At 42.7% G+C, this 24,981-nt stretch carries 26 protein-coding genes and 3 tRNA genes; 9 read left to right on the plus strand and 20 right to left on the minus strand.

The window, feature by feature from the left end; all coding sequences use genetic code 11:
* Positions 1–209: 209 nt before the first annotated feature.
* From ACLI08_RS05245 to ACLI08_RS05260, 4 genes are all read right to left on the minus strand, one after another.
* Entirely contained in the window at positions 210–1,166 is a 957-nt protein-coding gene (locus tag ACLI08_RS05245) for a phage/plasmid replication protein (protein ID WP_411427417.1), read from the minus strand.
* 15 nt (positions 1,167–1,181) lie between these two features.
* Positions 1,182–1,487, minus strand: a complete 306-nt coding sequence (locus ACLI08_RS05250) for a hypothetical protein (RefSeq protein ID WP_411427418.1) — start codon at positions 1,485–1,487, stop codon at positions 1,182–1,184.
* 290 nt (positions 1,488–1,777) lie between these two features.
* Entirely contained in the window at positions 1,778–2,194 is a 417-nt protein-coding gene (locus ACLI08_RS05255) for a TM2 domain-containing protein (protein ID WP_411427419.1), read from the minus strand.
* On the minus strand, positions 2,194–2,637 hold the full coding sequence (locus ACLI08_RS05260) for a lipocalin family protein (RefSeq protein ID WP_411427420.1): 444 nt from the start codon (positions 2,635–2,637) through the stop codon (positions 2,194–2,196). The genes ACLI08_RS05255 and ACLI08_RS05260 overlap by 1 nt, the downstream gene beginning before the upstream one ends.
* Before the next feature lie 83 nt (positions 2,638–2,720).
* On the opposite strand from ACLI08_RS05260, the gene ACLI08_RS05265 reads away from it, so the two are divergent.
* Positions 2,721–2,954, plus strand: a complete 234-nt coding sequence (locus ACLI08_RS05265; RefSeq protein ID WP_411427421.1) for a helix-turn-helix domain-containing protein — start codon at positions 2,721–2,723, stop codon at positions 2,952–2,954.
* On the opposite strand, the gene ACLI08_RS05270 is transcribed toward ACLI08_RS05265, so the two are convergent.
* The 4 genes from ACLI08_RS05270 to ACLI08_RS05285 form a co-directional block, all read right to left on the minus strand.
* The gene (locus tag ACLI08_RS05270; protein WP_411427422.1) at positions 2,951–4,111 is read right to left on the minus strand and encodes a tyrosine-type recombinase/integrase; all 1,161 of its coding nucleotides are present in this window, start codon (positions 4,109–4,111) and stop codon (positions 2,951–2,953) included. The genes ACLI08_RS05265 and ACLI08_RS05270 overlap by 4 nt on opposite strands.
* Positions 4,112–4,545: 434 nt before the next feature.
* Positions 4,546–4,627: transfer RNA gene (locus ACLI08_RS05275), tRNA-Leu, on the minus strand.
* Positions 4,628–4,680: 53 nt separating this feature from the next.
* Positions 4,681–4,753: transfer RNA gene (locus tag ACLI08_RS05280), tRNA-Lys, on the minus strand.
* 26 nt (positions 4,754–4,779) lie between these two features.
* A tRNA-Lys gene (locus tag ACLI08_RS05285) sits at positions 4,780–4,852 on the minus strand.
* Between the two features lie 135 nt (positions 4,853–4,987).
* Between ACLI08_RS05285 and ACLI08_RS05290 the strand changes: the two genes are divergently transcribed.
* Complete coding sequence (locus tag ACLI08_RS05290) at positions 4,988–5,503, plus strand: shikimate kinase (RefSeq protein ID WP_411427423.1); 516 nt, start codon at positions 4,988–4,990, stop codon at positions 5,501–5,503.
* Here ACLI08_RS05290 and ACLI08_RS05295 read toward each other — a convergent pair.
* From ACLI08_RS05295 to ACLI08_RS05305, 3 genes are read right to left on the minus strand one after another with little or no spacing between them, the layout of a single operon-like run.
* On the minus strand, positions 5,500–5,991 hold the full coding sequence (locus ACLI08_RS05295; protein ID WP_411427424.1) for a phosphoribosyltransferase domain-containing protein: 492 nt from the start codon (positions 5,989–5,991) through the stop codon (positions 5,500–5,502). The genes ACLI08_RS05290 and ACLI08_RS05295 overlap by 4 nt on opposite strands.
* Before the next feature lie 44 nt (positions 5,992–6,035).
* On the minus strand, positions 6,036–6,614 hold the full coding sequence (locus ACLI08_RS05300; protein WP_411427425.1) for a methyltransferase domain-containing protein: 579 nt from the start codon (positions 6,612–6,614) through the stop codon (positions 6,036–6,038).
* Positions 6,604–7,014, minus strand: coding sequence for an RNA-binding S4 domain-containing protein (locus ACLI08_RS05305; protein WP_411428004.1), 411 nt, complete (start codon positions 7,012–7,014; stop codon positions 6,604–6,606). Before ACLI08_RS05305 ends, ACLI08_RS05300 begins: the two co-directional genes overlap by 11 nt.
* A 79-nt stretch (positions 7,015–7,093) precedes the next feature.
* Between ACLI08_RS05305 and ACLI08_RS05310 the strand changes: the two genes are divergently transcribed.
* Complete coding sequence (locus tag ACLI08_RS05310) at positions 7,094–8,044, plus strand: FKBP-type peptidyl-prolyl cis-trans isomerase (RefSeq protein ID WP_411427426.1); 951 nt, start codon at positions 7,094–7,096, stop codon at positions 8,042–8,044.
* A gap of 509 nt (positions 8,045–8,553) precedes the next feature.
* Here the strand turns inward: ACLI08_RS05310 and ACLI08_RS05315 are convergent.
* Positions 8,554–10,002, minus strand: a complete 1,449-nt coding sequence (locus ACLI08_RS05315) for a glyceraldehyde-3-phosphate dehydrogenase (protein ID WP_411427427.1) — start codon at positions 10,000–10,002, stop codon at positions 8,554–8,556.
* Positions 10,003–10,254: 252 nt separating this feature from the next.
* Here ACLI08_RS05315 and ACLI08_RS05320 point away from each other — a divergent pair, with 252 nt between their 5' ends.
* Positions 10,255–12,531 carry a T9SS type A sorting domain-containing protein gene (locus ACLI08_RS05320; RefSeq protein ID WP_411427428.1) on the plus strand — a complete coding sequence of 759 codons (2,277 nt, stop codon included), beginning with the start codon at positions 10,255–10,257 and terminating at the stop codon, positions 12,529–12,531.
* A gap of 86 nt (positions 12,532–12,617) precedes the next feature.
* On the opposite strand, the gene ACLI08_RS05325 is transcribed toward ACLI08_RS05320, so the two are convergent.
* A complete protein-coding gene (locus tag ACLI08_RS05325) occupies positions 12,618–14,012 on the minus strand; it encodes a Do family serine endopeptidase (protein ID WP_411427429.1) in 1,395 nt (464 codons plus the stop codon).
* 116 nt (positions 14,013–14,128) lie between these two features.
* Here ACLI08_RS05325 and dapF point away from each other — a divergent pair, with 116 nt between their 5' ends.
* The 4 genes from dapF to ACLI08_RS05345 all read left to right on the plus strand — a co-directional run bounded on the left by dapF (position 14,129) and on the right by ACLI08_RS05345 (position 17,432).
* On the plus strand, positions 14,129–14,911 hold the full coding sequence (gene dapF / locus ACLI08_RS05330) for a diaminopimelate epimerase (RefSeq protein WP_411427430.1): 783 nt from the start codon (positions 14,129–14,131) through the stop codon (positions 14,909–14,911).
* Complete coding sequence (locus tag ACLI08_RS05335; RefSeq protein ID WP_411427431.1) at positions 14,905–15,435, plus strand: GNAT family N-acetyltransferase; 531 nt, start codon at positions 14,905–14,907, stop codon at positions 15,433–15,435. Before dapF ends, ACLI08_RS05335 begins: the two co-directional genes overlap by 7 nt.
* 13 nt (positions 15,436–15,448) lie before the next feature.
* Complete coding sequence (gene mltG, locus ACLI08_RS05340; RefSeq protein WP_411427432.1) at positions 15,449–16,489, plus strand: endolytic transglycosylase MltG; 1,041 nt, start codon at positions 15,449–15,451, stop codon at positions 16,487–16,489.
* Positions 16,490–16,784: 295 nt separating this feature from the next.
* A complete protein-coding gene (locus tag ACLI08_RS05345) occupies positions 16,785–17,432 on the plus strand; it encodes a peptidoglycan-binding protein LysM (protein ID WP_411427433.1) in 648 nt (215 codons plus the stop codon).
* Here the strand turns inward: ACLI08_RS05345 and ACLI08_RS05350 are convergent.
* The 6 genes from ACLI08_RS05350 to dnaA all read right to left on the minus strand — a co-directional run bounded on the left by ACLI08_RS05350 (position 17,401) and on the right by dnaA (position 23,664).
* Positions 17,401–17,841: a hypothetical protein gene (locus ACLI08_RS05350; protein ID WP_411427434.1), complete on the minus strand. Its 441-nt coding sequence runs from the start codon at positions 17,839–17,841 to the stop codon at positions 17,401–17,403. The two genes, ACLI08_RS05345 and ACLI08_RS05350, sit on opposite strands and share 32 nt — an antisense overlap.
* A 210-nt stretch (positions 17,842–18,051) precedes the next feature.
* The gene (gene nhaA, locus ACLI08_RS05355) at positions 18,052–19,224 is read right to left on the minus strand and encodes a Na+/H+ antiporter NhaA (protein ID WP_411427435.1); all 1,173 of its coding nucleotides are present in this window, start codon (positions 19,222–19,224) and stop codon (positions 18,052–18,054) included.
* A 74-nt stretch (positions 19,225–19,298) separates the two neighbouring features.
* Positions 19,299–20,795 (minus strand): SulP family inorganic anion transporter, encoded by a 1,497-nt coding sequence (locus tag ACLI08_RS05360; protein ID WP_411427436.1) that lies wholly within the window; start codon positions 20,793–20,795, stop codon positions 19,299–19,301.
* Between the two features lie 255 nt (positions 20,796–21,050).
* Entirely contained in the window at positions 21,051–21,764 is a 714-nt protein-coding gene (locus tag ACLI08_RS05365) for an SAM-dependent methyltransferase (RefSeq protein WP_411427437.1), read from the minus strand.
* Complete coding sequence (locus tag ACLI08_RS05370; protein WP_411427438.1) at positions 21,764–22,231, minus strand: low molecular weight protein-tyrosine-phosphatase; 468 nt, start codon at positions 22,229–22,231, stop codon at positions 21,764–21,766. The genes ACLI08_RS05365 and ACLI08_RS05370 overlap by 1 nt, the downstream gene beginning before the upstream one ends.
* A gap of 5 nt (positions 22,232–22,236) precedes the next feature.
* A complete protein-coding gene (dnaA, locus tag ACLI08_RS05375; protein WP_411427439.1) occupies positions 22,237–23,664 on the minus strand; it encodes a chromosomal replication initiator protein DnaA in 1,428 nt (475 codons plus the stop codon).
* 189 nt (positions 23,665–23,853) lie between these two features.
* Here dnaA and ACLI08_RS05380 point away from each other — a divergent pair, with 189 nt between their 5' ends.
* Positions 23,854–24,252 (plus strand): acyl-CoA thioesterase, encoded by a 399-nt coding sequence (locus tag ACLI08_RS05380; protein WP_411427440.1) that lies wholly within the window; start codon positions 23,854–23,856, stop codon positions 24,250–24,252.
* A gap of 77 nt (positions 24,253–24,329) precedes the next feature.
* Here ACLI08_RS05380 and ACLI08_RS05385 read toward each other — a convergent pair whose 3' ends face one another.
* The gene (locus ACLI08_RS05385; protein ID WP_411427441.1) at positions 24,330–24,932 is read right to left on the minus strand and encodes an IMPACT family protein; all 603 of its coding nucleotides are present in this window, start codon (positions 24,930–24,932) and stop codon (positions 24,330–24,332) included.
* Positions 24,933–24,981: the final 49 nt, after the last annotated feature.

The following is a 24,981-nucleotide window of genomic DNA, read 5'->3' on the forward strand; positions in this document are numbered from 1 at the left end:
ATGGCGGCTATACTTGTTTATATATCAAATCACTTGTTTACCCCCCGCACCCCCCAATATGTTTAAGAAGGGGTAGAATGCTTACGCATTCGTACCCCCTAACATAGAGCCATACGGCTCTACCTACATGTTCTTATATGGAATTACACATGTTGCATTAGGTAGATATGTATGTTTTCATGCCATAATTAATATAATTATATAAGTGATCACATGATTCTCCGTTTTTCTTCTGCTTTGTTTTTTACCTTGCAGTTTAACGTGTTTATCATTTGAACAAATTCAGCATCGTAGTTAGGCAAGTATGCCTTCGATATTTGGCGAAAGATATTAGCTTTCCGCTCAGCTTTGGAGTTACGAATTATTTTTTCGGCCTCATCAAGCCCTCCAAGCCTTTTAATAGACTCCGACATAAAGTAATTTTTGAAGTCCTTAATCCCAACCAGCCCGCCTTCTGAAGTGGCCTTGACCGGCATCTTGTTTTCGAACCTGACTTTTTCAAATTCTTTCAGCCAGTAGTCAACAAAAAGATTCCAGTTGTTGTAAACATCAATTACTCTGTTCTCGCTAAAATCTTTAATGTTGGCAGGTTTAATCCGTACCTCATATCTAAACACAAGGACAAATTTTGCTAAAATTTCATATGCTTTTTTCGACATACCTGACTTACCCTGTATTTCCAATAGTTTGTCATAAAACTTACTCTCCCTGCTTTGGTTTTTAAAATACACCGTTTCTCCTTTATATTCATCTTTCTTTCTTCGGGTAAAAGTACTCAGACACAGCAGTAAGCATTGATACATTGCCGGCAAGACAATGTTAGCTCCGAATTCCATAAACGTAAAATCTGCATACCAGATTTCTTTTACAGGCACTTTAAGCCTTTTTGCTATTGTGGTTATACACCGACGAAATTGTAAAAGTGTAAGATCTGCCACGGCTGTACTTTTGCCATGGTAGAATTTCCTCAGGCTGCCCTTGATGGTGAAGCCAGGCTTATTATCGTAAATAATTACATCCAAAGAACCATCTGCCGTTGGGTCATGCTCATCCTTGTAGAAAATCTTACAGTAGATGCCTACCTTTCTATTCTTTTCGTAATAATCTTCCCAAACAAAACCTAAAACATCTGTGTCAAGCTCAACCGAACTATTGACTATGTACATAAAACAAACCATAACCTACAGCATTTTTTTGATGAATATTCTGTCGCACTCACTCTTTAGAAACCGCCTGTTTCCCTTCTTTTTTGCTTGGCCTGGCACTAATCCATGCTCCCTGATTTTAAGCTCAAAATTTGTTGCACTAATTTTGTACCTTTGCAATACCTCTTTAAAGGTTAACACTTCATCATCGACAGGCGAAGTAGCATCCTGCCTTTCCTGTAGACGTTGTTGCAAATTCTCGAATACCGTATCGAGCATTGTTTCAATAATAGGGCTTAGCTGCTCCAGCAGCACTTCCCTCATTTCATTTTTTACTGACATAAAATTTTGTTTAAAATTCTATGTTTAATAACTGAGGCACTCAAAGTTGTGAAATGTTCCAATAGCATTATAAAAACAAATTCTATTATTTCTAAATAACCACTGATTATCAATTGATTAATAGAGCCGTTTTTGATTACTGTCTCTGTAGCCAAAAACATAAAATTCATGGCAACACTGTCAGTTATAGCAAAAAAAGGCGAGGTATGCCCTCGCCAGTAATTTTTTTGATTGCTTTTAGCTCAAATATTGCCTGCCCACTATAGAGTCTTTACAATAAAAATGCTTTTTTATCTACCGAACTTGCTGTAGTAGTCGTTGATAGAACTGCCCGGATTTTGTTTCAGCCATGTGCTCAGTGCCGTTTCAGGTTCAGGGGCTGTTGCCCGTGTTGGGTTGTTGCCATATATTAAAGATATCTCCGTCATGATTTTTATAGAAAGGTCTTTATTGTAACGGTTTATTATTGATGGTATCCTGAACCAATCTATCAGCCACCATAATAAAAAGCCCCACAGTGTAAACCAGCAAAGCACCTGTATTCCCCATTTTTTCACATAGGCGTAATGCCAGCCCAATGGGATAAGTAGTAGATAGCCTACCAACACCGATTTCCTTCTCCTGTCGTACTCGTCCATGAACGCACGCCTTTGTAAAGCATCCATTTCATACAGCCTGTTTTCTACTATTAAAGGAAATCGCGCCATTAATTATTGACTTTAGTGTAAGTAACAACGTAAGGCAGCAGTTCATCAGGATGGTTATACATATAGGTGGATAGTACAAGCTTATCTGATGTTAGCTCTTGTATAACGCCTGTATTGGTTTCGATACCGTATTCACCGTTATCGTGCGTTATCGTTAAATCATTGCCATCAAGAGTGTAGGTCTTATTTATAGTTTCAGCTAATTCACAATTTCCATACTCATTAGCAAGGAATTCTTCGGTAACGCATTTACCATCTTCGCTAAAATCAAAAGAATTATTATAGCTACAGGGCATCCATGTTGATACAGCCCCATTGTAAGTTACCTGGCTAACATGCCATTTACCAATTAAATTTCCTGTAATGTTGTTTACAGGTTGCGAATCATCAGACCCGCATGCAGCCAATAATAGTAAAGTTGCAAATGATGTAAGTTTTTTCATTGTTAATTCATTTTGGAGCTAATGTAATAAAAGTTCGCATTAATGCGGTTTTTTGACAGGCATTTATTCCCAAAATTCGCAGGATGGACAATCCTGAGGACAAAATCATTCAACAAATAGACAAGGTTTCTAAGAAAATCAAACAACTTAGAAAGGCAAAAGGCTTCACGAGTTTTGAAGCCTTCGCGAATGAATATGATTTAGACAGAGTACAATACTGGCGTGTTGAAAGCGGTGCAAATATTACCCTCAAAACGTTCTTCAGGATTTTAGAAATCCACAACATTACACCTCAGGAGTTCTTTAGCAACCTTTAGTAATATATCTTCGATGTAGCCATCTGCTTCCTGATGTTAGAAGTATTGGTATTTACATAAATCATAGTAGTCTTTATATTACTATGCCCCATAGTTTTACTCAGGTCGAAGGCACTTAGCCTGCTCGCCATTAAGCTACCAAAGGTATGCCTTGATAAGTGAAAGTGCAGGTTTGTGGTAATGCCGCTTAGCTCGGCTATTCGTTTCAAATCCCTGTTACAAACCTGATTCTTCTTTGCAGGAAAAATAGTGTCGCGTTCGGCACATGAATATTTTTCAATGAGTTGCACAGCACTATCAGATAATGGCACATTAACTACTGACCCTGTTTTTTCGGTAATCATTGTAATTTGCAGTTCACCTTCATTGTCTTTAGTAATGTTCTTCTTGTTAAGCCTCACAGCATCTCCATACCTTAAAGAAGTGTAGCAACTAAACAGGAACATATCACGGGTTAGTTCCAGACCTGTATTTTTTCCCCTTGCCCCTTCTTCAAATGTTAAGTTTTTCAACACTATTATATCATCTTCAGTCAGCGTCTCCATCCTTGGCTTGCCTTTTTTGACCTTAAAATCTATATAAGGATTATTTTTTATCACTTTTCTCTTAATGCCGTAATTGATGATGGACTTAAGTATTTTGTGGTGCTGCCAGATACCGTCGATACCCACGCCCTCTTTAACCAAGAAATTTTCAAATTTCATAAGGAACTTTTGGTTAAGGTCGCTGAGGTTGATGTTGGGTTGGAACTGTTTCAGGCGTTTTCTCACAAGTAAGTAGTGCTTTTGAGTGCCAGGTTTTATTTCTCTAAACTTCGCTTGATAACATTCCTCGAGCAACACATAAAAACCGCTATTCTTTTGTTTTGTAAACTGGTTCTTAACCATCTCAAGGGTTGGTTCATTTTCAGCTGCAACTTGCTGCCATAGATATGTGTCAATTTCACTTGTTTGCTTTTTTAATAAACTATTCTTGATGCTTGAAGCAGCCTCTTTAAAAGTACCAAGTTTGGTATTCCAAACTGATTCCTCGGCAAGCATATTGGTAGGCAGCTTGATGTTTTTCCTTTTGATTATTACCTTGATATAGATTGGGCATAACCCGTCTTGTCTCTTTTTGTCCTTTCTTAAAATTGGCTTTACTTTGAAATCTTCCATGTGAAATATATTTCTTAGTGTAATAGCTGGCAGTCACTATTTTCAAGAACAAATATTAGTAGAATAACAGGGTTTTCAAGGAGTAATGCTTTGAATTCTATGGCTTTATATGATTTAAAATATTTTAAAGCCTTAACGTGTTCAATATCTCCGAATTAGAAGCTTAATACTAAACAACATGAAAAAACACTATATATAGTGTAATTCCAGCCGATTTTATAGATTTTTCTTTAAATCGTGTTATTTACTGTTTTCGGCTTGCAAAAAAGGGGGCAGATTAGGGGTCAGATTTATGCTGTAGAAGGCATGGGGGTCAAAATAGGAGGCATTTTAATGGTACGATTTAGTATGATTTTGCCGGTGGTAGTTAAACAAAAAGCTCCGCAGTTGCAGAGCTTTTTATGTTTTTTGACACATTTTACAGTCAAAAAAAGTGACCACAATGGGATTCGAACCCATACGCCTTACGGCACCACCCCCTCAAGATGGCGAGTCTACCAATTTCTCCACATGGCCATTCTGGTATAAATATAAACAAAAAAAGTTAAGCGTTTCTGCTTAACTTTTTGTGACCTGGCTGGGATTCGAACCCAGGACCCCATCATTAAAAGTGATGTGCTCTACCAGCTGAGCTACCAAGTCTCCGCATTTCAGTAAGTTCTTTGTTGTGACCTGGCTGGGATTCGAACCCAGGACCCCATCATTAAAAGTGATGTGCTCTACCAGCTGAGCTACCAAGTCTTGAAGTGTGTTAACTTCCTGATTGCGGGTGCAAATATACGGAGGTATTCTTTATAATTCAAAACGAAATTGTCATAAATTTGACTTTTTTTTGAAAGAATTTTTCAAACCCTTGTTTTGTAAGGCTTTAATAATATGAAAAAAATAATTTTATGTGGCTATATGGGCTCCGGTAAAACAACAACCGCCCGTTTACTGGCCAAAACGATAGGAATTGACTACCTGGACCTGGATGAAATCATCGAAAAAAACACCGGAAAAACCGTTTCGCAGCTTTTTGAAGAAGAGGGTGAGATAAAATTCAGGTTGCTGGAACACCAAACCCTAAAGGAAGTTGTAGAAAAAAACACAGATTTTGTACTGGCTTTAGGTGGCGGTACACCGTGCTACGCTAACAACCATTTGTTACTGCAGCACTCCGATGTGGTTTCGGTATACCTTAAAACGGGTATAGATGAGGTTATACGGCGTGTAACTGCGCAAGGCAATACACGCCCGCTTTTAGCTGGGAAAATGCCACAGGAGCTAAAAGAATTTGTGGGTCAGCATATTTTTGAGCGCAGTTACTTTTATAACCACGCTCAGTATACTGTAGTAACAGATGCTAAAACCCCCGAAATAGTAGCGGAAGAAATATTACGGCTTATTTAGCGCAGGGCGGCATATATTTCGCTGCCCTGTAGTTCTACTATAATGTGCTCCTGCATAGAGGTGCTTAATGATACGCCTTTAAAATCAGCTTTCACTGGGTATTGCTTGTGGTTACGGTCTACCAGTACGGCGGTTTTAAACTTTTTTAGCGGTACGTTTAAAAAATGTTTTACGCCATAAATGAGTGTGGTGCCGCTGTTTAGCACGTCGTCTACCAGTACCAGTGATTTATTGGTATAATCCGCAGCTGGTAATGAAGTTTGTATGGGTTCCAGCGGTTGTTGCTTGTTTATAATAACCTCGCACAGGGTTACTTTAATATCTGAAATCTTTTCGAGTTCTGTAGCCAGCAGTTGCGCAAATACATATCCATTGCTGGCTATGCCTGCAATAACCACCTCGGTTTCATCCGGAAAGGTTTCGTAGATCTGGTAGGCCATACGCCTGGTTTTGTATGCTATTTCCTGTTGGTTAAGGATAATGTTCATTGTGTTGTTGTTTTTAAAATAGTGGCCTGTGAGCCATTGGTTTTTTATTTCTTTTCAAAGATAACAAACAGTTCCCTGTCTTGCCTTGGCTTAATGGAATTATAAGCAGGCTCCATTTTTTTGATGTTGAACAAGGTACTAAAGCGTTGCTCATATTCGGCTATGCTGCCGCCAAACGGTGGGCCTTCTGCCGTAAGTGGAAAGCAAAACATAAGCCCTGCCAGTATACCGCCCGGTTGTAGCAGCTTGTGCATTTGGCTTACGTATGCATCGCGCAGCTCCGGGTTAATAGCGCAGAAAAAGGTTTGCTCTATAATCAGGTCATACGCACCAGTGTGGTTAAAAAAGTCGCCGTGTATAAAATGCCCGGCAGGTACCTGCGGTAGCCTGGCTGCTGCATTTTGCAGTGGTGCAAGAACAATATCCAGCATATACGCGTTAGTAAACCCTTGCTGTATAAGGTATTCGTACTCGTGCCCGTTACCCGCACCGGGTACCAGTATTTTTTGCTCCTTGTGGGTAAGGCTGTCTATAAATGTTTTTATGGGGGTAGTTACGCGCCCGGCATCCCAACCCGTTTCGCCATTTTGGTAGCGGTGTTCCCAGTAGTTTTTATCCAGCATCTGTATCGTTTAGGTATTCTTCAGCATCCGGCCATTCGTCATCGGCGTAGTCATCCAGGTCGCGGCGGTCCTTTTTGGTAGGGCGTCCGGTACCTTTTGCACGATAGTGCTCTTTACTCAGGCGCAGCAGTTCCAGGTGGGCAAATGCTTCTGCCGGGGTTTCGTCTTTACGGTACAGGTCTACCAGTTTAGGGCCTACGCGGTTAGCGGGTATATCCAGCACGCGCACCACATAATTAATCTGGTCGCGGCGTACGGTTATCTTGTCGCCGGGCAGTACATCGCGCGATGCCTTTGCCTGCTGGCCGTTTATGGTTACGTGGCCTTTTTGTATGGCTTGTGTGGCTATACTGCGTGTTTTGTAATATCGGGTACACCACAAATATTTGTCTATCCTCATACTAATTCTCAAAAAACGGTGTTATTACCATCACAAAAATACAGGAAAATTGTATCTTGCACCCCTATAAAAAATTAATATGAATAGATTTTTAAAGGCGTTTGCCATCATTGGCTTAATTACGTTTTTGGCTTCGTGTAAAAAGGATGATAATAACTATACTCCGCCACGCGACTATAATGTACAATACGCCTCTGAGAAGGATAGTATAAAGAAATACCTTAAAACACATTACATGACGGTAGACGCTGACTTTAATGTGCAGCTGGATAGTATAGACCCAGACAATCCGCGCCCTTCTATATGGGACCAAACCGAATACCCTATAGATAGCGTTACGGTAAAACTAAAGGATTTGGCATATTACCATAATACTACCAATACACCGGAGTATAAGGTGTATTATATAAAATTCCGCCAGGGCGTGGGCGACAAGCCTACCCGAGGAGACGATGTGCTGGTGTCTTACCGCGGTACAAGGCTGGACCTAACCCAGTTTGACTACGACCCGTACCCGCAAAGCCCTCTTTCGCTTAGCAGTGTAATAGAAGGTTGGCAGGCGGTAATGCCACTGTTTAACGCCGGTACGTATGTGGCAGAGCCAAACAGCCCTAACCCGGCGCGTTATGAAAACTACGGTGCAGGTATAATGTTTGTTCCTTCAGGATTAGGGTATTACAATACCGGTTCTGGTGCTGTAGGAGCTTACCAAAGCCTTGTGTTTTCGTTTAAATTATATGCGGTTAACTATGCCGATACAGATAAAGACGGTATACCAGATAGATACGAATATGATCAGGATCCTAATGAAGATATAGGTAAGGTTGACACCGATGGCGACTATATTCCTAACTATCTTGATGCTGATGATGATGGAGACGGTGCCAGCACTAAACTTGAGCTTAAAATACCGGGTTCATCGCCTACGGCTTACTACACGTTTGATAACGCCCCTGATTGCAGTGGCGACCAAACTACAGCTACGCGCCGCAGGCTTTACCTTGATGCTACATGTAAAAAGAAGCCTTAATAATAGGTTTCTTTTTACAATAAATATATAGAACTCTTGCCCATTGGGTAGGAGTTTTTTTATGGTGCGTAGCGAGTATAACCTCTGGGATACTTTGGGTTTTTAAACTGCAAATAGGGTAGTGAAGGAAGTGCTTAAATTACCCGGTTAAAAGAATGTAGAATTGCGTTTATAAACCATGGGGCAAACTGCTGAACAGAAACGTTCAGTACTAGGTATTGATTATTGTTGTATGGCGGTGCGCGTAGGCAACGAATTTAAAATACACCAAAAGCGGAACGTATAATTAGGTTCTTGATGTAAAGTGATTAATATGAGGAGGTTGAGGCGTTTTTGTTGTTTCCTATTCCGTGTGTTTTTTAGAAAAAAAGCTCAAAAAACAGACAGATTGCGGAATATCTCGGCAAAAAAATAATGGACTTCTTACAAATAAAAAAATCTGCCCCTGGAGGATTGGCGGGGCAGATTACACACAATTATGAAGAAAAAGGATTTGGTTGAAGACAATTTTAGTAGTAAGTATAGCGCCTTACTTTGGCTACATATTTAGCCAGGCGTATAACTTGCTGACTATAACCGTATTCGTTATCGTACCATACATATAGTATTACATTGCGTCCGTCCGGGCTTACAATAGAGGCATTGCTGTCAAAAATTGCAGGGGCCGAAGTTCCTACTATATCGCTGGATACCAGTTCGTTATTTACAGAGTATTGTATCTGTTCCACCAGCTCGCCTTCCAGCGCATAGTGTTTCAGTATTTCGTTGATTTCGTTTACATTGGTAGCGCGTTCCACCTCCAGGTTAGCAACCACTAACGATCCGTTTGGAACCGGTACCCGTATAGCGTTGCTTGTTAATTTTCCTGATAATGAAGGTATTGCCTTGGCTACGGCACTTCCTGCTCCGGTTTCGGTAATAACCATGTTAAGGGCAGCGGCACGGCCACGGCGGTACTTTTTGTGCATGTTATCTACCAGGTTCTGGTCATTTGTATAGGCATGGATGGTTTCCAGGTGGCCTTTAGTAATGCCCAGTGTATCTTCAATTGCCTTAAGCACAGGTGTTATGGCATTTGTAGTGCAAGACGCAGCAGACCAAATGTCAATCTCCTCAGGGTCAAACTCTTTGTGGTTTACACCATACACAATATTAGGTACGCCTTTGCCTGGAGCTGTAAGGATAACCTTATCTACGCCGTTTGATTTCAGGTGGCGTTCCAGTGCTTCGGCGGTGGTAAAAGCGCCGGTGTTGTCTATCACCAGGGCATCGTTAATGCCGTAGGCGGTATAGTCTATTTCTTCAGGTGCATTAGCACTGATAATATGTACGGTAGTGCCATTTATAACCAGGGTGTTATTAGCTTCATCAGCAATTACGCTTCCACTAAAGTCCCCGTGAATAGAATCATGTTTTAGTAACGATGCCCTTTTGGCAAGTAGCTTAGCATCAGCCTTATCGCGTACTACAACAGCACGCAGCCTTAGTTGTGCTCCTTTGCCTATTTTGTCCATCATGTCCCTTGCCAGCAGCCTGCCTATGCGGCCAAAACCGTACAGTACCACGTCTTTAGGTTTAATGTTTCCGCTGTTGCGGGCGCCATTTAGTTTGTTTCCTACAAACACCGCTGCATCGTGGCAGGTATTGGTTTCTTCATGAAATTCGTAAGTCAGCTTTCCTAAATCCAGCCTGCTTGGTGGTAAATCAGCTGATTTTAAAGCTCTTGCAATTTCTACAGTGTCAAAAATATTGATAGGCTTTTTTACAAATTCGCCGGCATAGTCATGCAGGTTCATTATTTCGCCTACGCTTTTGTCTATAAGCTGATTACGGAAAAGTACAAGTTCAATAGATTTTTCGTACCAAAGTTCGCTTACTATTGTAATTAGCTCTACGCCAGCCTTTCTCCTGTCTGCCTGGTAGGTAAGTTCCTTTTCGTACAGTACTGAGTTGTTCATGAGAGTTTGTAGTTTAGTTCGGGTTAACTGTTGGCAAATGTATAAAATTTCAAACGTTTTCGTGAAATATTTTTTAATATTTTTTTCACGAAAATGTTTTCGTGTTGAGGATAATGTATTTTTAATGTTGCGGTAAAATGCGTAAAAATTGTTAAATATTTAACTAAATCACTTCAGAGTTAGGGTAAAAGTAATTTTAGCTGTTTATTTTTTATATTTTTACACTCATCAGGACCAATACCAAAATGTTTTATGACAAAGAAATTTACACTCTTTAGGGCTGTTTTAGCCCTTTCTTTTCTGCTTTTAGGGTTAAAAAGTAGTGCTCAGATTAACTATTCTCAAAATTTTGACGGTGCAACCATAGACTGGTATAACCCCGGATATTTTGATACAGACAACACATTCAGTTGCAATGGTGTATCTATATATACCAATTTGTACTATCTGGATGATTTTGAAAAGGATGCCTATTCTATGCCTATAGGTATTTCTAACGGGCAGGAAGCTACACTTACATACAATTTTAAGCTTTTGGATTTTGAAACACTGGAGGCGTTTACGGGAGCAAACTGGGGCACCATTACTGTTCAGTACGGTACATCATTAGATGGGCCGTGGACAGCTATTGATGTTATTTCTGATGCTGACCACACGCCATCAGATATTTGCGGTTTAAGAACGGTATCGTTCACCCCGCCATCGGGTACAAACATCCACTTACGTATTGTAGCTGAGGTAAACGGAAATACAGAAACCGATGCCCTTGCTTTTTTTGATGATGTTACAGTAATACAAGGTGCTTCTCCGGGTTGTACCGGCGTACCGGCTGGTGTGGCTATAACATCTTCAACTACAGCAGCGTGTGCTACCCAGCAAATCAACCTCGCTCTTAACCCTCAGGCGGTTTCGGGCCTTACTTATCAGTGGTTTTCATCTTTAAACGGAACTGATTTCAGTCCTATAGCTAACGCTACTTCGGCTACGTATACGGCTACACAAACGCAAACTACATGGTACAGGCTTAATGTTACCTGCGCCGCAGGACAGCAAACCGTTACTACTAATGCCGTGCAGGTTACCTCTACAGGCTTCCCTTGTTACTGCGACGCAGTTTTTGACGGTGGTACAGAGCCTATTACACTGGTTAACTTTGCGGGTATAGACAACGCCAGCTCTGCAGCTACTTCGTCTCCGGGAATGGAAAGTTTCGTTTCTCTTGCACCTGCGCAGGTTGTTGCAGGACAGTCTTACACGATAACGCTTAAAGGAAATACAAACGGTAATTATACCAACTATTTTACGGTTTATATCGATTTTAATAGAGATGGTGATTTTGTAGACCAAGGCGAAATGTTTAGCGTAGCCGGTACTATCCGTAACTCTACCGGTGAAGACAGTCAGCAGGTTACTGCCGATATACAAATCCCTGCTACGGTACAAACAGGTATTACTGTTATGCGCGTATTTAAGTTGTACAATATTGCAGCGGTAGATCCTTGCGACGCGTCTGAAGGCTTGGGCTTCGGACAAATTGAAGATTATGCTATTAATATAGCTGCCCCATGCAGCGTACCGGCACCTCAGGCTCCGGGGTTACAGTCATTTTGTGGTGTAGCTACGGTAAGTATGCTTACGGCAAGTTCTAACAGCGGTAGTGTAGTGTGGTATAGTGCTTCCGAAGGTGGCGAGCCATTGGCTGGTTCTGCAAACCTGGTAAGCGGTATATATTATGCTGCTGTAATAACTAATGTGTGCGAAAGCCCACGTACACAGGTAGATGTAACGGTAGATGTTGTACCTGCTCCCGAAGCTACGGCAGACCAGGTGTTTTGTAACGGTGCTACCATTGCTGATTTTGTAATAAATGGTAATGGTACCATAGCGTGGTATACTACAGCGCAGGGTGGTGAACCTCTTAGCGCCACTACACCTTTAGTTAATGATGTGGTATATTATGTAGGGCAGTCATTTGGCGAGTGCCAAAGCCCGCGTATTGCAGTAAGTGCATTAGTCACTACGGTACCTGCTCCTACAGGTGAAGCTACACAGGACTTTGTAGTAGGTGCGGAAGGTCAGCCTCTAAGCCAGGTTGCTGTGCAGGCAACTGCAAACGGTGTGATTACCTGGTATGCTACCCTACAGGATGCCCTGGCGCAGGTTAACCCTTTACTTGAAACCTATTCTGTAATGGAGAGTGGAACATACTATGCGGTGCAAACGGTTAACGGATGTGCCAGCGAGCCATTTGCAGTACGTATAAACATTACTCTAGGTACAGATAACGTAGCAAAAGCTAACTTTAAGTGCTATCCTAACCCTGCTACCGATGTGCTTAATGTGTCGTCGTCTAAGCCAGTGGTTGCGGTAACAGTGTTTAATATGCTGGGCCAAAAAGTAGCCGATTTCTCTAACGGAAATGCAGCCGTATCTCAGTATAACATCGCTTCGCTTACTGCCGGTACTTACCTGGTAAAAGCGACAGATGTAAACGGCGCATCGGCTTCGTTTAAAGTAATCAAGAAATAACAGTTTCAATTAGGTTCTGAATGTATATTAAAGGGCCGCATCTGTAGTGAGGCGGCCCTTTCTCTTTATAGTAAGTAAGATGAATATTAAAGTATAAAGCGCATTACCTGGCGGTCTTTGGTAAGCATTTCTACCTGCATGCGCTGGCCTTGTGCCTTGCGCGAAAGGATTTCGGTAACCGTATTAATATCAGTTGCCTTAGTGTTGTTTATAGATAGGATAATACCATCCTTCATGTAATCATAATACGGCATAAATTCTTCAGATGTAATCTCTTTAATACGTACCCCGTAGTTTATCTTAAGGCTTTTCTTTTCATTTGCCGAAAGGTCTTCCAGTTCCAGCCCTTCATATTTAAAGGAGTTGATTTCATTTTTTGTAAGCTTAACCGGCAAGGTTATAAGCTTACCTGCACGGTTTACCGTTACCTGAACCACATCGTTAGGGCGTTTGGTAACAATAGCCCCGTTAAGGTCGGCAAAGTTGCTTATTGGCTTATCGTCTATTTTCTTTACAATATCGCCTTTGCGTATACCGGCACGGTCGGCACCGCTTTTATCTACCACACTGTTTACGTAGAAGCCCTGCGTATCTGCGACGCCAACTTCTTTGGCTACATTACTGTTTAGCTCGCCGCCCTGTATGCCCAGCATACCGCGCTGCACATTACCGTATTCCATAAGGTCTTCCACAATTTTGCGGGTAATGTTGCTAGGCACCGCAAATGAGTAACCCACGTAAGAACCTGTGGTAGACGATATCATGGTGTTAATGCCTATAAGTTCGCCACGGGTGTTAACCAGTGCGCCACCGCTGTTGCCGGGGTTTACAGCCGCATCGGTTTGTATAAACGACTGTATGCCGTCTTTACTAAGGTTACGCGCCTTAGCCGATACTATACCGGCGGTAACCGTACTGGTAAGGTTATAGGGGTTACCCACGGCAAGCACCCATTCGCCTACTTTAAGGTCGTCGCTGTTGCCGAAAACCGCATACGGTAGTTTTTCGTCGGTATCTACCTTAAGCAATGCTATATCCATTTTACTGTCGGTGCCCACCAGCTTAGCCTTATAGGTTTTGTTGTTGTTAAGGGTAACCTCCAGTTCGTTAGCATCTTGTATTACGTGGTTGTTTGTAACTATATAGCCGTCTGCGGTAATAATAACCCCGCTTCCGGTGCCCACCTGGGCCTGTTGCTGCCCGTTACCGCGATAGCCAAAAAAGTAATCCATCATACTAATGGGAGCCTGGCGGTAAATGGTGTTTTTTACGTGTACTACGGTATGTACAGCTTTATCTGCCGCGGTGGTAAAATCTACACTTTCCGGAGCTGCGCCGTTGTACGATACGGCACGTGCCTCGGGGCCGGCTACTGCCAGTGCCGAAGCGGTATTATGGTCTTCAAATACCAGTTTATACGCTCCAAGGGTAGTGGCACCGCTTAGTAGCGAAACCAAAAACAAACTTGAATAATTTTTCATAAACAATAAGTATTTAATAATTTTTATAAATCGTTAAACTATGCGTTAAAGTACGGTACTGCCTTTACCACTTGTGTTGCTAATATTTGTACTTTTGCCCTGAAACATCAGTACTAATGGAATACACTTTTTATAAATACCAGGGCACCGGCAACGACTTTGTGATGATAGACAACCGCGATGAAACGTTTCCCAAAAATGATACCAAACTCGTAGCAAAACTCTGCGACCGAAGGTTTGGCATAGGTGCCGACGGGCTTATTTTATTAGAGAACGCAGGCAGTACTGATTTTCGTATGGTGTATTATAATTCTGATGGAAATACCAGTACCATGTGCGGTAACGGCGGGCGCTGCATTGTGGCTTTTGCCAACTTTTTAGGAATTATAGACAACGAAACGGAGTTTGAAGCCGTAGACGGTCGCCACCATGCCACTATAGCCGATGATGGCACTGTATCATTACATATGAAAGATGTACACACGGTTTCGGTATACGAAAACTATGTGTTTATGGATACGGGGTCGCCACACCATGTAGAACTTGTAGAAGACCTTGAAAAGCTCGACGTAAAACAGATAGGTGCAAGCATACGCTACAGCGGCCTGTATGGCGACTCGGGTGCCAATGTAAACTTTGTAACCCCGCTTGAGGCTGACAAATTTTCAGTCCGTACCTACGAGCGTGGGGTAGAAGACGAAACCTACTCGTGTGGCACAGGCGTAACAGCTGTAGCCATTGCCATGAAAATACTGGGTAAAACCGAGGCTAATGAGGTGTCGCTTGCTACCCCGGGTGGCGTACTTAAGGTGTCATTTGTTCAGCAGGGCAAAGAGTTTAAGGAGGTATACCTTACAGGCCCGGCTACGTTTGTATTTCAGGGTACTGTATCATGGTAACGCTTACCGGAAATAACATTTACCTCCGCGCCCTGGAGCCCGAAGACCTGGAGTTTGTATACCGTATAGAAAATAACGAAGCCCTGTGGGAAGTTAGCTATACACAAACCCCGTACAGCCGTTTCCTTATACGGCAGTACCTGGAAAATGCCCATCAGGACATTTATGAGGCAAAACAGCTTCGCCTTGCCATATGCCGCAGGGGTAGCTTTACTGCGCTGGGGCTCATTGACTTGTTTGAATACGATCCTGCCAATGCCCGCGCGGGCGTAGGCATTATAGTAGCCGATGAAAATGACCGCGGTAACGGCCTGGGTGCCGAAGCACTGGGGCTGGTTATTAAGTACGCCTTTAATACCCTGCACCTGCACCAGTTGTATGCAAATATTGATACCGGCAATATTGCAAGTACCGCCCTTTTTACTAATTTTGGCTTTACCTTATCGGGTATAAAACAACAATGGAATAGACGTGGAAACCTGTGGAAAGATGAAGCGCTGTACCAGTTAATAAACAATCAATAACAACAGTAAACCTTTGAAAGCAAGAAAAATTATTGGTATTTTTTCGCTGGTGGTTATCCTCGGCGGAACTATTGTAGGGTACATCCTATTCAGGAAAATATTTTCCCCAAACACTAAATTTAACGATGGCGAAGTGTCGGTTTTTATCCCTACAGGAGCTAACTACGATCAGGCACGCAAAGCTGTAGCGCCTTACATTAAAGATATGGACCGCCTGGACTGGGTAGCTGAAAAAAAACAATACCCGCAAAACGTTAAAGCCGGTAAATTTATCATTACCAAGGACATGAGCAGCAACGATATTATCATTGCCCTGCGTAATCCTGTGCCTGTAAAGGTGTCTTTTAACAACCAGGAAACCATACAAAACCTGGCGGGCCGCCTTTCGCACCAGCTGGAGCCGGATAGCCTTGCTATACTTAACGCCTTTACAGACAAAGCGTTCCTGGATGAAAACGGCCTTAATGCAGATAACGTGCTGAGCATTTTTATACCTAATTCATACGAATTTTACTGGAACACTACCGCTACCAAGGTGCGCGACAAAATGATTAAGGAGTACCGCAAATTCTGGACACCGGCGCGCATAGCTAAAGCCGAAGCGCTTAACCTTACGCCGCTTCAGGTATCGGCACTGGCGTCTATTGTGCATAAGGAAACCGTAAAGACAGACGAAAGGCCACGCGTGGCAGGGGTATACCTAAACCGCCTGGCAAAAGGAATGAAGCTGGAAGCAGACCCTACTGTAATTTACTCGGTAAAAAAGCAATCGGGTAATTTTGACCAGGTTATTAAGCGTGTACTTTATAAAGACCTGGTAATAGACTCTCCATACAATACGTATAAGTACAACGGGCTTCCTCCGGGGCCTATAGCCATGCCCGATATTACGGCTATAGACGCTGTACTAAACCCCGAAAAACACAACTACATTTACTTCTGCGCAAGCGTTACAAACTTTGGTTACCATGAGTTTGCCGTAACACCTGCACAGCACGAAGTAAACCGCCAAAAGTATGTGGCGTGGGTAGAAAAAATGGGAATTAAACGATAATTTCGTACAAAAATATACTGCAACACCCTTCGGATTGAGCTTCCGGAGGGTGTTTTTTTATTACATAATACTACTTTTTTATTACAAAATACCCTTCCGTAAAACGGCAGTCCCGGGGCAGGGCAACCCCTTTGTTTACGGGTGGTTAGGGGTGGTTTAGCGCTCTTTTTTGTGGTCTTAATGTAAAGTTAAAGTAAAGCTTGTGTGTAAGTGCTTGTGTATCAAGCTTAGATTTTTTCGTATATTTGCCTCCTGTGAAATTCATAAGGTGACAGATTATGAGAAATTAAAATAGATGGTAAATAAAAAATGGATTTACTTTTCGGGCCTGGCCCTTTTTATTGCTACGGTAAGTACAGGTTTTAAGACCAAAGAAGAAAAACAGTTCGGGAAGCTTGAGGGTTTCCACGTTTCTGAGGACGAGATTACAAATTACTCGGTTCCTACAATTGATGAAACAGCCAAAGTATCGTTTAGCTTTCCGTTTACAGGGAAGTCGTACATTGGGTTTAAACAGGCGATAGCCATTAAAGAAAGCCAGGGGCTTTACAAACTGGTAAACCGTTTTGGTTACCTTGGCAAGTACCAGTTTGGTAAATCAGCGCTCCGCTCTGTGGGCATTACCAACGCAAAAAACTTTTTAAACAACCCTGGATTGCAAGAGCGTGCGTTTAAAGCGCTTTTAAGCAAAAACAAATGGGAATTGCGTAACGAGATAGATCGTTACGAAGGGCGCATAATACGTGGCATTAAAATAACCGAATCAGGTATTTTAGCAGCAGCGCACCTTGCCGGAGCCGGTTCTGTAAAATCTTTTTTAAACAGTAACGGCAAAAACGAAGCCCATGACGGTTTCGGTACCTCACTAAAATCTTACATAAGGCGTTTTGGCGGCTACGATACTTCTAATATCATAGCGCACCCTGCACCGGTTGTGCAGTAAAGTTGTAGCCTATAACCTTTAGTTTTGTCTGAGCATCTGTAAGTATAATTTCCTGTTCAGATAACATCTTATTTGCCTGTCTTAAAATTACACGGTTATGTGTGTTTTTAAGGCGGGCATAATTTTTATCCGAAAGATTCTGGATGTGGTTACGCTGCAGGTGTTTTAAAAACTCTTTACAGGTTACTTTATCAAATAAAACCTGTTTATCTGCACTGTTAGATAAAATGTAGCTGCTAAGCTCCTCCTGTAGCTTAATTGATACAGACCTCAGTTGCTGAAAGCGATCAAGGATGTCGTTTTTCCTTGTAAGGTGGCCCGGCCTGCTGTTAAAAAACCGGGAAAGTATATACAATATCAGTATAACCCCCAGTGCAGCAGCAATGGTATATTCTGGAATTAACGGCATGATGATGTGATTATTTGCTGCTAATTTAAGTAATTTAACAGGTTATCTTCTAACTTTTTTTGTATTTGCGAAAGAAAAAACAATTTGTTAAAATTTACTTAATAAAATTAGCAAACTCATAATGCCAAGGTAGCAATTAGGTAGTGTTTAGCGGTTTTGTTTTACTTTTTAACGAAGCGTAAATACGTGCTGAAACAACTTCTGCGCATGTTACTGCTGCTTTGAAAGGTATTTTAAGTACATAAAACCCGCCATACCCGAAAAAACCGACGCTACCAGTATGGCAAATTTAGCCTCTTGTTGCAGGTATGCCCTGTCCAGAGAGAGTAGTGCTATAAATACCGACATGGTAAAGCCTATGCCGCCCAGCATACCCAATCCTGTAAGATGTTTCCAGGTTACATTGTCGGGCAGTCGCGCTATTTTAAGCTTTACCGCCAGCCAGCTCATACTTACTATGCCTATAGGTTTTCCCAGCACAAGCCCCAGTACTATGCCCATACCCATGCCGCTTAGTAATCCTTTAGACATGCCGCTTTCAAAGGTTATGTTTGTATTCGCTATCGCAAAAATGGGCATTATTATAAAATTTACCGGATTGCTAAGTACGTGTTCCAGTTTTTCCAGTGGCGACTCGGTGTCATCTTCAGTCGTACGTAGGGTAAGAGCGGTAAGCACTCCTGATATAGTGGCATGTATACCTGAATGATGGATAAAATACCACATAAATATACCCGGCACTAAGTACGCCCACACCGTTTTTACTTTAAATCGGTTGAAGATCATTTGCAGTAAAAACATGGCTCCCGCATAGAGTAGATAGTTGGTATGTAGTTCTTTGGTATAAAAAATGGCAATGACCAGTATGGCCATAAGGTCGTCTACAATGGCCAGTGCGGCTAAAAATATCTTTAGCTGCGCGGGTACCCTGTTGCCTAATAGCGATAATATGCCCAGTGCAAAGGCAATATCTGTAGCCATAGGGATGCCCCAACCGGGTGCTGTATGCGCGTGGTCATGGTTAAAAAAACTGTAGGTAAGTGCCGGTATTACCACGCCGCCCACGGCTGCAAGCACCGGCAGTATGGCCTGGTTAAACGACGATAGTTCGCCTTCTACGGTTTCGCGTTTAATTTCAAGACCTACCAGCAGGAAAAACACGGCCATGAGTCCATCGTTTATCCAGCTCAGTACAGGATATTTTAAATGTAAATTTTCTCCCGAAAAGCCTATTTGTGTATTAAGCAAATGATTAAAATCGTCAGCCACATTAGTGTTGGCAAGCGTTAATGACACCGCTACACTTATAAGCAATAAAATACCACCGGCGCTTGACGAGGCAAAAAATCTTCGGAAAATCTTAAGGTTTATCAGTTTGGCCATAGTTGCAAATATAGCCAATTAGTAAGTTTTGTACTTCCTTTTTAACGTGGGCTTAGTGTTTTAAACCACTGTTTTTAGTCGGTTAAAAGATTTACGCTTATGAGATCTCCGGCTTTGTGCAGCAGTGCAAGGCTTTGCGGATTCAGGTTTTTAACGTACACGGTTTTTTGTTCGGCGCTGTACTTTTTTGTAAGATTATTTAGTGCTTCGATGGCCGACATATCGCTTATGGTACTTTCCTTAAAGTCAATGATTATTTTTTCCGGATCGGTTTTCGGGCTGAATTTTTCGGAAAAAGTGGTAACCGCCCCAAAAAACAGCGGGCCGTAAATTTCATAATGTTTGGTGCCTTCAGGGTCTGTAAACGAGTGGCAGTGTATGCTTACCGCACTTTGCCATGCAAATACCAAGGCAGAAATAATAACACCGGAAAGTACAGCCAGGGCAAGGTTATGGAAAACAATGGTTATTGCTGCCACCAGCATACCGATGATAATATCGGCCTTTGGCATTTTGTTTATCACCTTAAAGCTGGACCACTCAAAGGTGGTTATGGCTACCATCATCATTACACCGGTAAGCGCCGCAACAGGTAGTTTGCCTATTACGGGTGCGCCTACCAGTATTATAAGCAGTATGGTTAACGCCGCTACAATACCCGATAAACGTGCCCGGGCCCCGGCATTAAGGTTTACAAAGGTTTGGGCTATCATGGGGCAACCGCCCATACCGCCAAAAAATCCGTTTGCTATATTGGCAGTGCCCTGAGCTACACACTCACGGTTGGCATTACCTCGTGTTTCGGTTATGTCGTCTACAAGGTTCAGGGTAAGCAGTCCTTCGGTGAGGCCTACGGCTCCCATAATCAGCGCGTACGGCAGTATGATTTGCAATGTTTCTAAATTAAAAGGCAACTGCGGCAAATGGAAAGGAGGGAAGCCACCCTGCACCGAGGCTATGTCTTCTACCGTTTTGGTTTCTATATTAAACACCAGGGCTATGGCAAATATTGCCATAATGGCTACCAAAGAGGCGGGCACAGCCTTTGTAATTTTTGGAAAAAAAGCCACAATGGCAACCGTAAGGGCTACCAGTGCGCCCATAATATACAACGGCGTGCCGGAGAGCCAAACCGTTTCTCCGTTTACTACAGTTTTAAACTGCTCTAATTGCGACATAAAAATAATGACCGCCAGCCCGTTTACAAATCCGTACATAACGGGTTGCGGTACAAGGCGGATAAATTTGCCAAACTTAAACACGCCCACAAGAATCTGGAACACGCCAGCCAGTGCCACCGCTGCAAAAACGTACTCTATTCCGTGTGATTTCATAAGGGCTATGAGTACAATAACCGTGGCGCCTGCACCACCAGATACCATGCCCGGCCTGCCGCCAAGCACTGCGGTAACCAGCCCCATAATAAAGGCGGCATATAACCCAACCAAAGGAGGGAAGCCTGCAAGTATGGCAAAAGACAACGATTCTGGTATCATGGTCATGGCTACGGTAAGCCCCGCCAGTATTTCGTTTTTATAATTGATTTTTTGGGATAAGTCGAAAAATTTCATTTCGCGAAGTTACTGAGTTTTTAAGACACTTAGTAACTTAGTTTTCTTTGAGGTTGATTCTTTTTGTGCCATTTTTATGGTGTGGTCATCGCGAATTACGAAGCGATCAATAACATGGCTGTGGGATTGCCACGGTCGTGCCTCCCTCGCAATGACGGTGCGTAAAGAAAGTACTGTACAGATGGGACTTGCTTACTCATTATAATACTATGAGTGAAGCTGATCAGGAACTCAGTGTCTAAGTATCTCAGCGACTCAGAATCTGTGCACAATAAAAATCGCAGGCCTGTTGTGCAGGTCTGGTTTTTCTTTTTTCCACTGGGCTACCGTTTTGGTTTTAATGTATTCGGTATCAAGGGTAATATCGGCTGCTATGCACAAATGGGTGTTGGGTTGCAGCAGTACCAAAAGATCTTCTACTAACTTATTGTTGCGGTAAGGGGTTTCAATAAACAGTTGTGATTGTCCGCGTTCCTGCGAAACTTTTTCAAAATACTTCAGTGCTGTTTTTTTATCGCCTTTGTCTATGGGTAGGTAGCCGTTAAAGGCAAAGCTTTGTCCGTTCATGCCGCTGGCCATCATGGCAAGCAATATAGACGATGGGCCTACAAGCGGCACCACCTGTATGCCTTTTTCGTGGGCAAGCTTTACTATTGCCGCACCGGGGTCTGCTACGCCCGGGCAACCGGCTTCGCTCATTAGCCCCACGTTTTTACCCTCCATGCACGGCTGTAAAAAACCGGCGTGTTCTGTTGTTTCGGTACGTTTGTTAAGTAACGAAAGCTTCAGTTCGGGTTGTTTTTTTGTAGGGAGTATCGCCTTTATAAAGCGGCGTGCTGTTTTTTCGTTCTCTACTATATAGTGGTCTATAAACTCGATAGAACGGGCTACCGTTTCGGGTAGTACGTGCTTAGGGTCGGCGTCTTCGCCAAGGGGAACGGGTAGTAAATACAGCTTACCAGCAGGCATTATGGGTGTTGTTTTAAAAGTTTTTCGGCAACCACGGTGCAGGCTTCGTCCAGCATATCGTATACGTGTTCAAAACCTTCCGGCCCGCCGTAGTAGGGGTCGGGTACGTCTACTTTCTGTCCCGGAAAAATTTCATCCATCATCATTTTTACCTTTGCCCGGGCTTGCGGGCTAGGGGCAAGTGCTGTAACGTCTTGCAGGTTACTGCTGTCCATTACATAGATGTAGTCAAATTTTGTAAAGTCAGATGTTTTAAACTTCCGCGCTTTTTGTTTGCTAATGTCTATACCGCGCCCTTTGGCAGTGGCTATAGAGCGCCTGTCCGGGCATTCGCCGGCATGCCAGCCGCCGGTACCGGCACTGTCTACTATAAATTTATCTGACGGCAGTTTGCTCTGCAAAATACCCTCGGCCAGTGGCGAGCGGCATATATTACCCAGGCATACCATCAGTATCTTTACGGCCATTATGCTTAAACAGAAAGTTTCTTGTTAATATCGTCTACAAACTTGCGGAACTGCTTATCTGTAGTAACCAAGTTATCTACCGTTTTGCAGGCGTGCAGTACCGTAGCGTGGTCGCGGTCACCTATTTGCGAGCCGATGTTTGCCAGTGAAGCTTTGGTAAACTTCTTCGCAAAGAACATGGCCAGCTGCCTGGCTTGCACCACGTGGCGCTTACGGGTTTTAGACTTTAATGTATCTACATCGAGCTGGAAATAATCTGAAACTACTTTTTGTATGTAGTCTATAGATATTTCGCGCTTTACGTTTTTTACAAATTTTTCTACTACCTGCTTGGCAAGGTCCAGCGTTACTTCGCGGTGGTTAAACGACGACTGTGCAATAAGCGATATAATAGCGCCTTCAAGCTCGCGTACATTGCTCTTTATGTTACGGGCTACGTATTCTATGATTTCCTGCGGCATCTCTACACCATCTCGGTACAGGATGTGGTTAAGGATAGAAATACGCGTTTCGTAATCAGGCTGGTGCAGCTCTGCCGAAAGACCCCACTTAAAGCGCGACAACAGGCGTTGTTCTATATCCTGCATGTCTACAGGTGCCTTGTCTGAGGTAAGTATTACCTGCTTGCCGTTTTGGTGCAGGTGGTTAAAGATGTGGAAAAACACATCTTGCGTACCTGTTTTACCGGAAAGGAACTGTACGTCGTCTATAATAAGTACATCTATCAGTTGATAGAAGTGAATAAAGTCATTACGGGTGTTGCGCTTTACCGAGTCTATATACTGTTGTGTAAATATTTCGGCAGAAATGTAAAGCACGGTTTTTTCCGGGTACTTTTCTTTAATCTCGATACCTATGGCGTGCGCAAGGTGGGTTTTACCCAAACCTACACCACCAAATATAAGTAGCGGGTTAAACGATGTTCCGCCCGGTTTGTTAGCTACAGCCATACCTGCCGAACGGGCAAGGCGGTTAGCGTCGCCCTCAAAAAAGTTATCAAAACTGTAATTTGCATTCAGTTGAGATTCTATTTTAAGGTTGCGTATTCCGGGAATTACAAACGGGTTTTTTAGCTCCGGGTTTTTGTTCTGGATAGGCACATCTACCTCCTGTGGTTTTACAGGGGCACGGTGGGCACTGGGCAACTGCTCTGTAAAGGGCTGTTTGTTGCCGTAAGTGTTTTCCATCTTAATTTTATAAAGTAACTTAGCGCCCTGGCCCAGTTCTTTGGTAAGTGCTACTTTCAGCAGCTTCACATAGTGTTCCTCCAGCCATTCGTAAAAGAATTTACTGGGAACCTGGATGTAAAGTGCGTTGTCTGAAAGTTCAACTGCTTTAATCGGTTCGAACCAGGTCTTGTACGCCTGCTCCTGAATATTGTCCTTTATGAACGACAGACAGTTTTCCCAGACCGATTGCGCAGTTTTTGTCATATCCTGAATATTAGGTGTTTAATAATTGTTGTTTCTACTTTAGCGGAATGCACGGGATCATTCCGTTTCGGGAGAACAAATATGAACACAAAATTCCTCAAAAAAAAACTTTGGCTATATTGATTTTTCTAAAAAAAAATTGTAAGCATGAGTAACGAAAAATTAGGCTTAAATTAACATTAAAAAAATATGAATTTTTACGAATTTAACGTACGTGTCCGCTATGCCGAAACCGACCAAATGGGAGTGGTTTACCATGGTAATTATGCACAGTATTTTGAAATGGGCCGTGTAGAATGGCTTAGAAATCTGGGGGTTAGTTATAAGTCTATGGAAGAAGCCGGGATTATGCTGCCGGTAGTGTCTTTAACCATGAACTACAAAAAGCCCGCCCGGTACGACGACCTGCTAAGGGTGCGTACCATCTTTAAAAAACAAGACGGCGTTAAGATAGAATTTGACTACGAAATATACAACGAAGCTAACGAGTTATTAACAACCGGGTACTCTATGTTAGTGTTTGTAGACATGAAAACCGGACGCCCTGTAAGCCCTCCGGACTATGTAAGAGAAAAGCTCGTCTTTTAGTTTAAAGTTTCAGGTTTAAAGTTTTTTTGACCGTTCTGTACATTTAAACAACGTTAAGAAAAACCTGAAACTTTAAACTATTTTACGGAAATTGTATAAAGACTTTCAAATGCCTCCAGTACTGCGGGGGCATTTTTTTTGCGTGTAGCAACTACTATTTCGCAGTCCATTTCCATTTTTTGCGAAACTACCTCCAGGTTTTTTTCTTTAATAACACGCATTACGCGGTTCATATCCTGGTACCCAAATTTTAGGGTGTAGTGTACGTTAATGGTTTTTTCAATGATTTCACTTGCCTCAAGTGCCAACTGCGCCGAAAGTCTGTATGCTGATATAAGTCCGCCTACGCCAAGCTTTACCCCGCCAAAGTACCTTACTGATACCACTAGGACATTGGTTACCCCAAGGCTTTGTATTTGTCCATAAATAGGAATGCCTGCAGTGTTGCTGGGTTCGCCATCGTCGTTAGCGCGGTAGTAGATGTTTGGTTCGGTACCAAGCTGAAACGCATAGCACCAATGGCGCGCCTGCGGATGTTGTTTTTTAATGTCGGCAAGCAGGGTTTTTACCTCGGTTTCATCTGCCACCGGAAACGCATAGCCAAAGAACTTACTGCCCTTTTCCTTAAAAAGGGTTTCTTCGCCGGGAGCGGCCAGTGTGTTATAGGTGTCTTTTTCCATGCGGGTGCAAAGGTAAGGTTTGTGTATAAAAAATCTTAATGGAAGTTTA

Source organism: Flavobacterium sp. RNTU_13, assembly GCF_046614455.1.
In the GTDB taxonomy this organism is placed as follows: domain Bacteria; phylum Bacteroidota; class Bacteroidia; order Flavobacteriales; family Flavobacteriaceae; genus Flavobacterium.

Bases quoted from the DNA above. Each gene is read 5' to 3' on its own strand.
- ACLI08_RS05245 (WP_411427417.1), bottom strand. From the start codon at position 1,166: ATGTACATAGTCAATAGTTCGGTTGAGCTTGACACAGATGTTTTAGGT.
- ACLI08_RS05250 (WP_411427418.1), bottom strand. From the start codon at position 1,487: ATGTCAGTAAAAAATGAAATGAGGGAAGTGCTGCTGGAGCAGCTAAGC.
- ACLI08_RS05255 (WP_411427419.1), bottom strand. From the start codon at position 2,194: ATGGCGCGATTTCCTTTAATAGTAGAAAACAGGCTGTATGAAATGGAT.
- ACLI08_RS05260 (WP_411427420.1), bottom strand. From the start codon at position 2,637: ATGAAAAAACTTACATCATTTGCAACTTTACTATTATTGGCTGCATGC.
- ACLI08_RS05265 (WP_411427421.1), top strand. From the start codon at position 2,721: ATGGACAATCCTGAGGACAAAATCATTCAACAAATAGACAAGGTTTCT.
- ACLI08_RS05270 (WP_411427422.1), bottom strand. From the start codon at position 4,111: ATGGAAGATTTCAAAGTAAAGCCAATTTTAAGAAAGGACAAAAAGAGA.
- ACLI08_RS05290 (WP_411427423.1), top strand. From the start codon at position 4,988: ATGAAAAAAATAATTTTATGTGGCTATATGGGCTCCGGTAAAACAACA.
- ACLI08_RS05295 (WP_411427424.1), bottom strand. From the start codon at position 5,991: ATGAACATTATCCTTAACCAACAGGAAATAGCATACAAAACCAGGCGT.
- ACLI08_RS05300 (WP_411427425.1), bottom strand. From the start codon at position 6,614: ATGCTGGATAAAAACTACTGGGAACACCGCTACCAAAATGGCGAAACG.
- ACLI08_RS05305 (WP_411428004.1), bottom strand. From the start codon at position 7,014: ATGAGGATAGACAAATATTTGTGGTGTACCCGATATTACAAAACACGC.
- ACLI08_RS05310 (WP_411427426.1), top strand. From the start codon at position 7,094: ATGAATAGATTTTTAAAGGCGTTTGCCATCATTGGCTTAATTACGTTT.
- ACLI08_RS05315 (WP_411427427.1), bottom strand. From the start codon at position 10,002: ATGAACAACTCAGTACTGTACGAAAAGGAACTTACCTACCAGGCAGAC.
- ACLI08_RS05320 (WP_411427428.1), top strand. From the start codon at position 10,255: ATGACAAAGAAATTTACACTCTTTAGGGCTGTTTTAGCCCTTTCTTTT.
- ACLI08_RS05325 (WP_411427429.1), bottom strand. From the start codon at position 14,012: ATGAAAAATTATTCAAGTTTGTTTTTGGTTTCGCTACTAAGCGGTGCC.
- dapF (WP_411427430.1), top strand. From the start codon at position 14,129: ATGGAATACACTTTTTATAAATACCAGGGCACCGGCAACGACTTTGTG.
- ACLI08_RS05335 (WP_411427431.1), top strand. From the start codon at position 14,905: ATGGTAACGCTTACCGGAAATAACATTTACCTCCGCGCCCTGGAGCCC.
- ACLI08_RS05345 (WP_411427433.1), top strand. From the start codon at position 16,785: ATGGTAAATAAAAAATGGATTTACTTTTCGGGCCTGGCCCTTTTTATT.
- ACLI08_RS05350 (WP_411427434.1), bottom strand. From the start codon at position 17,841: ATGCCGTTAATTCCAGAATATACCATTGCTGCTGCACTGGGGGTTATA.
- nhaA (WP_411427435.1), bottom strand. From the start codon at position 19,224: ATGGCCAAACTGATAAACCTTAAGATTTTCCGAAGATTTTTTGCCTCG.
- ACLI08_RS05360 (WP_411427436.1), bottom strand. From the start codon at position 20,795: ATGAAATTTTTCGACTTATCCCAAAAAATCAATTATAAAAACGAAATA.
- ACLI08_RS05365 (WP_411427437.1), bottom strand. From the start codon at position 21,764: ATGCCTGCTGGTAAGCTGTATTTACTACCCGTTCCCCTTGGCGAAGAC.
- ACLI08_RS05370 (WP_411427438.1), bottom strand. From the start codon at position 22,231: ATGGCCGTAAAGATACTGATGGTATGCCTGGGTAATATATGCCGCTCG.
- dnaA (WP_411427439.1), bottom strand. From the start codon at position 23,664: ATGACAAAAACTGCGCAATCGGTCTGGGAAAACTGTCTGTCGTTCATA.
- ACLI08_RS05380 (WP_411427440.1), top strand. From the start codon at position 23,854: ATGAATTTTTACGAATTTAACGTACGTGTCCGCTATGCCGAAACCGAC.
- ACLI08_RS05385 (WP_411427441.1), bottom strand. From the start codon at position 24,932: ATGGAAAAAGACACCTATAACACACTGGCCGCTCCCGGCGAAGAAACC.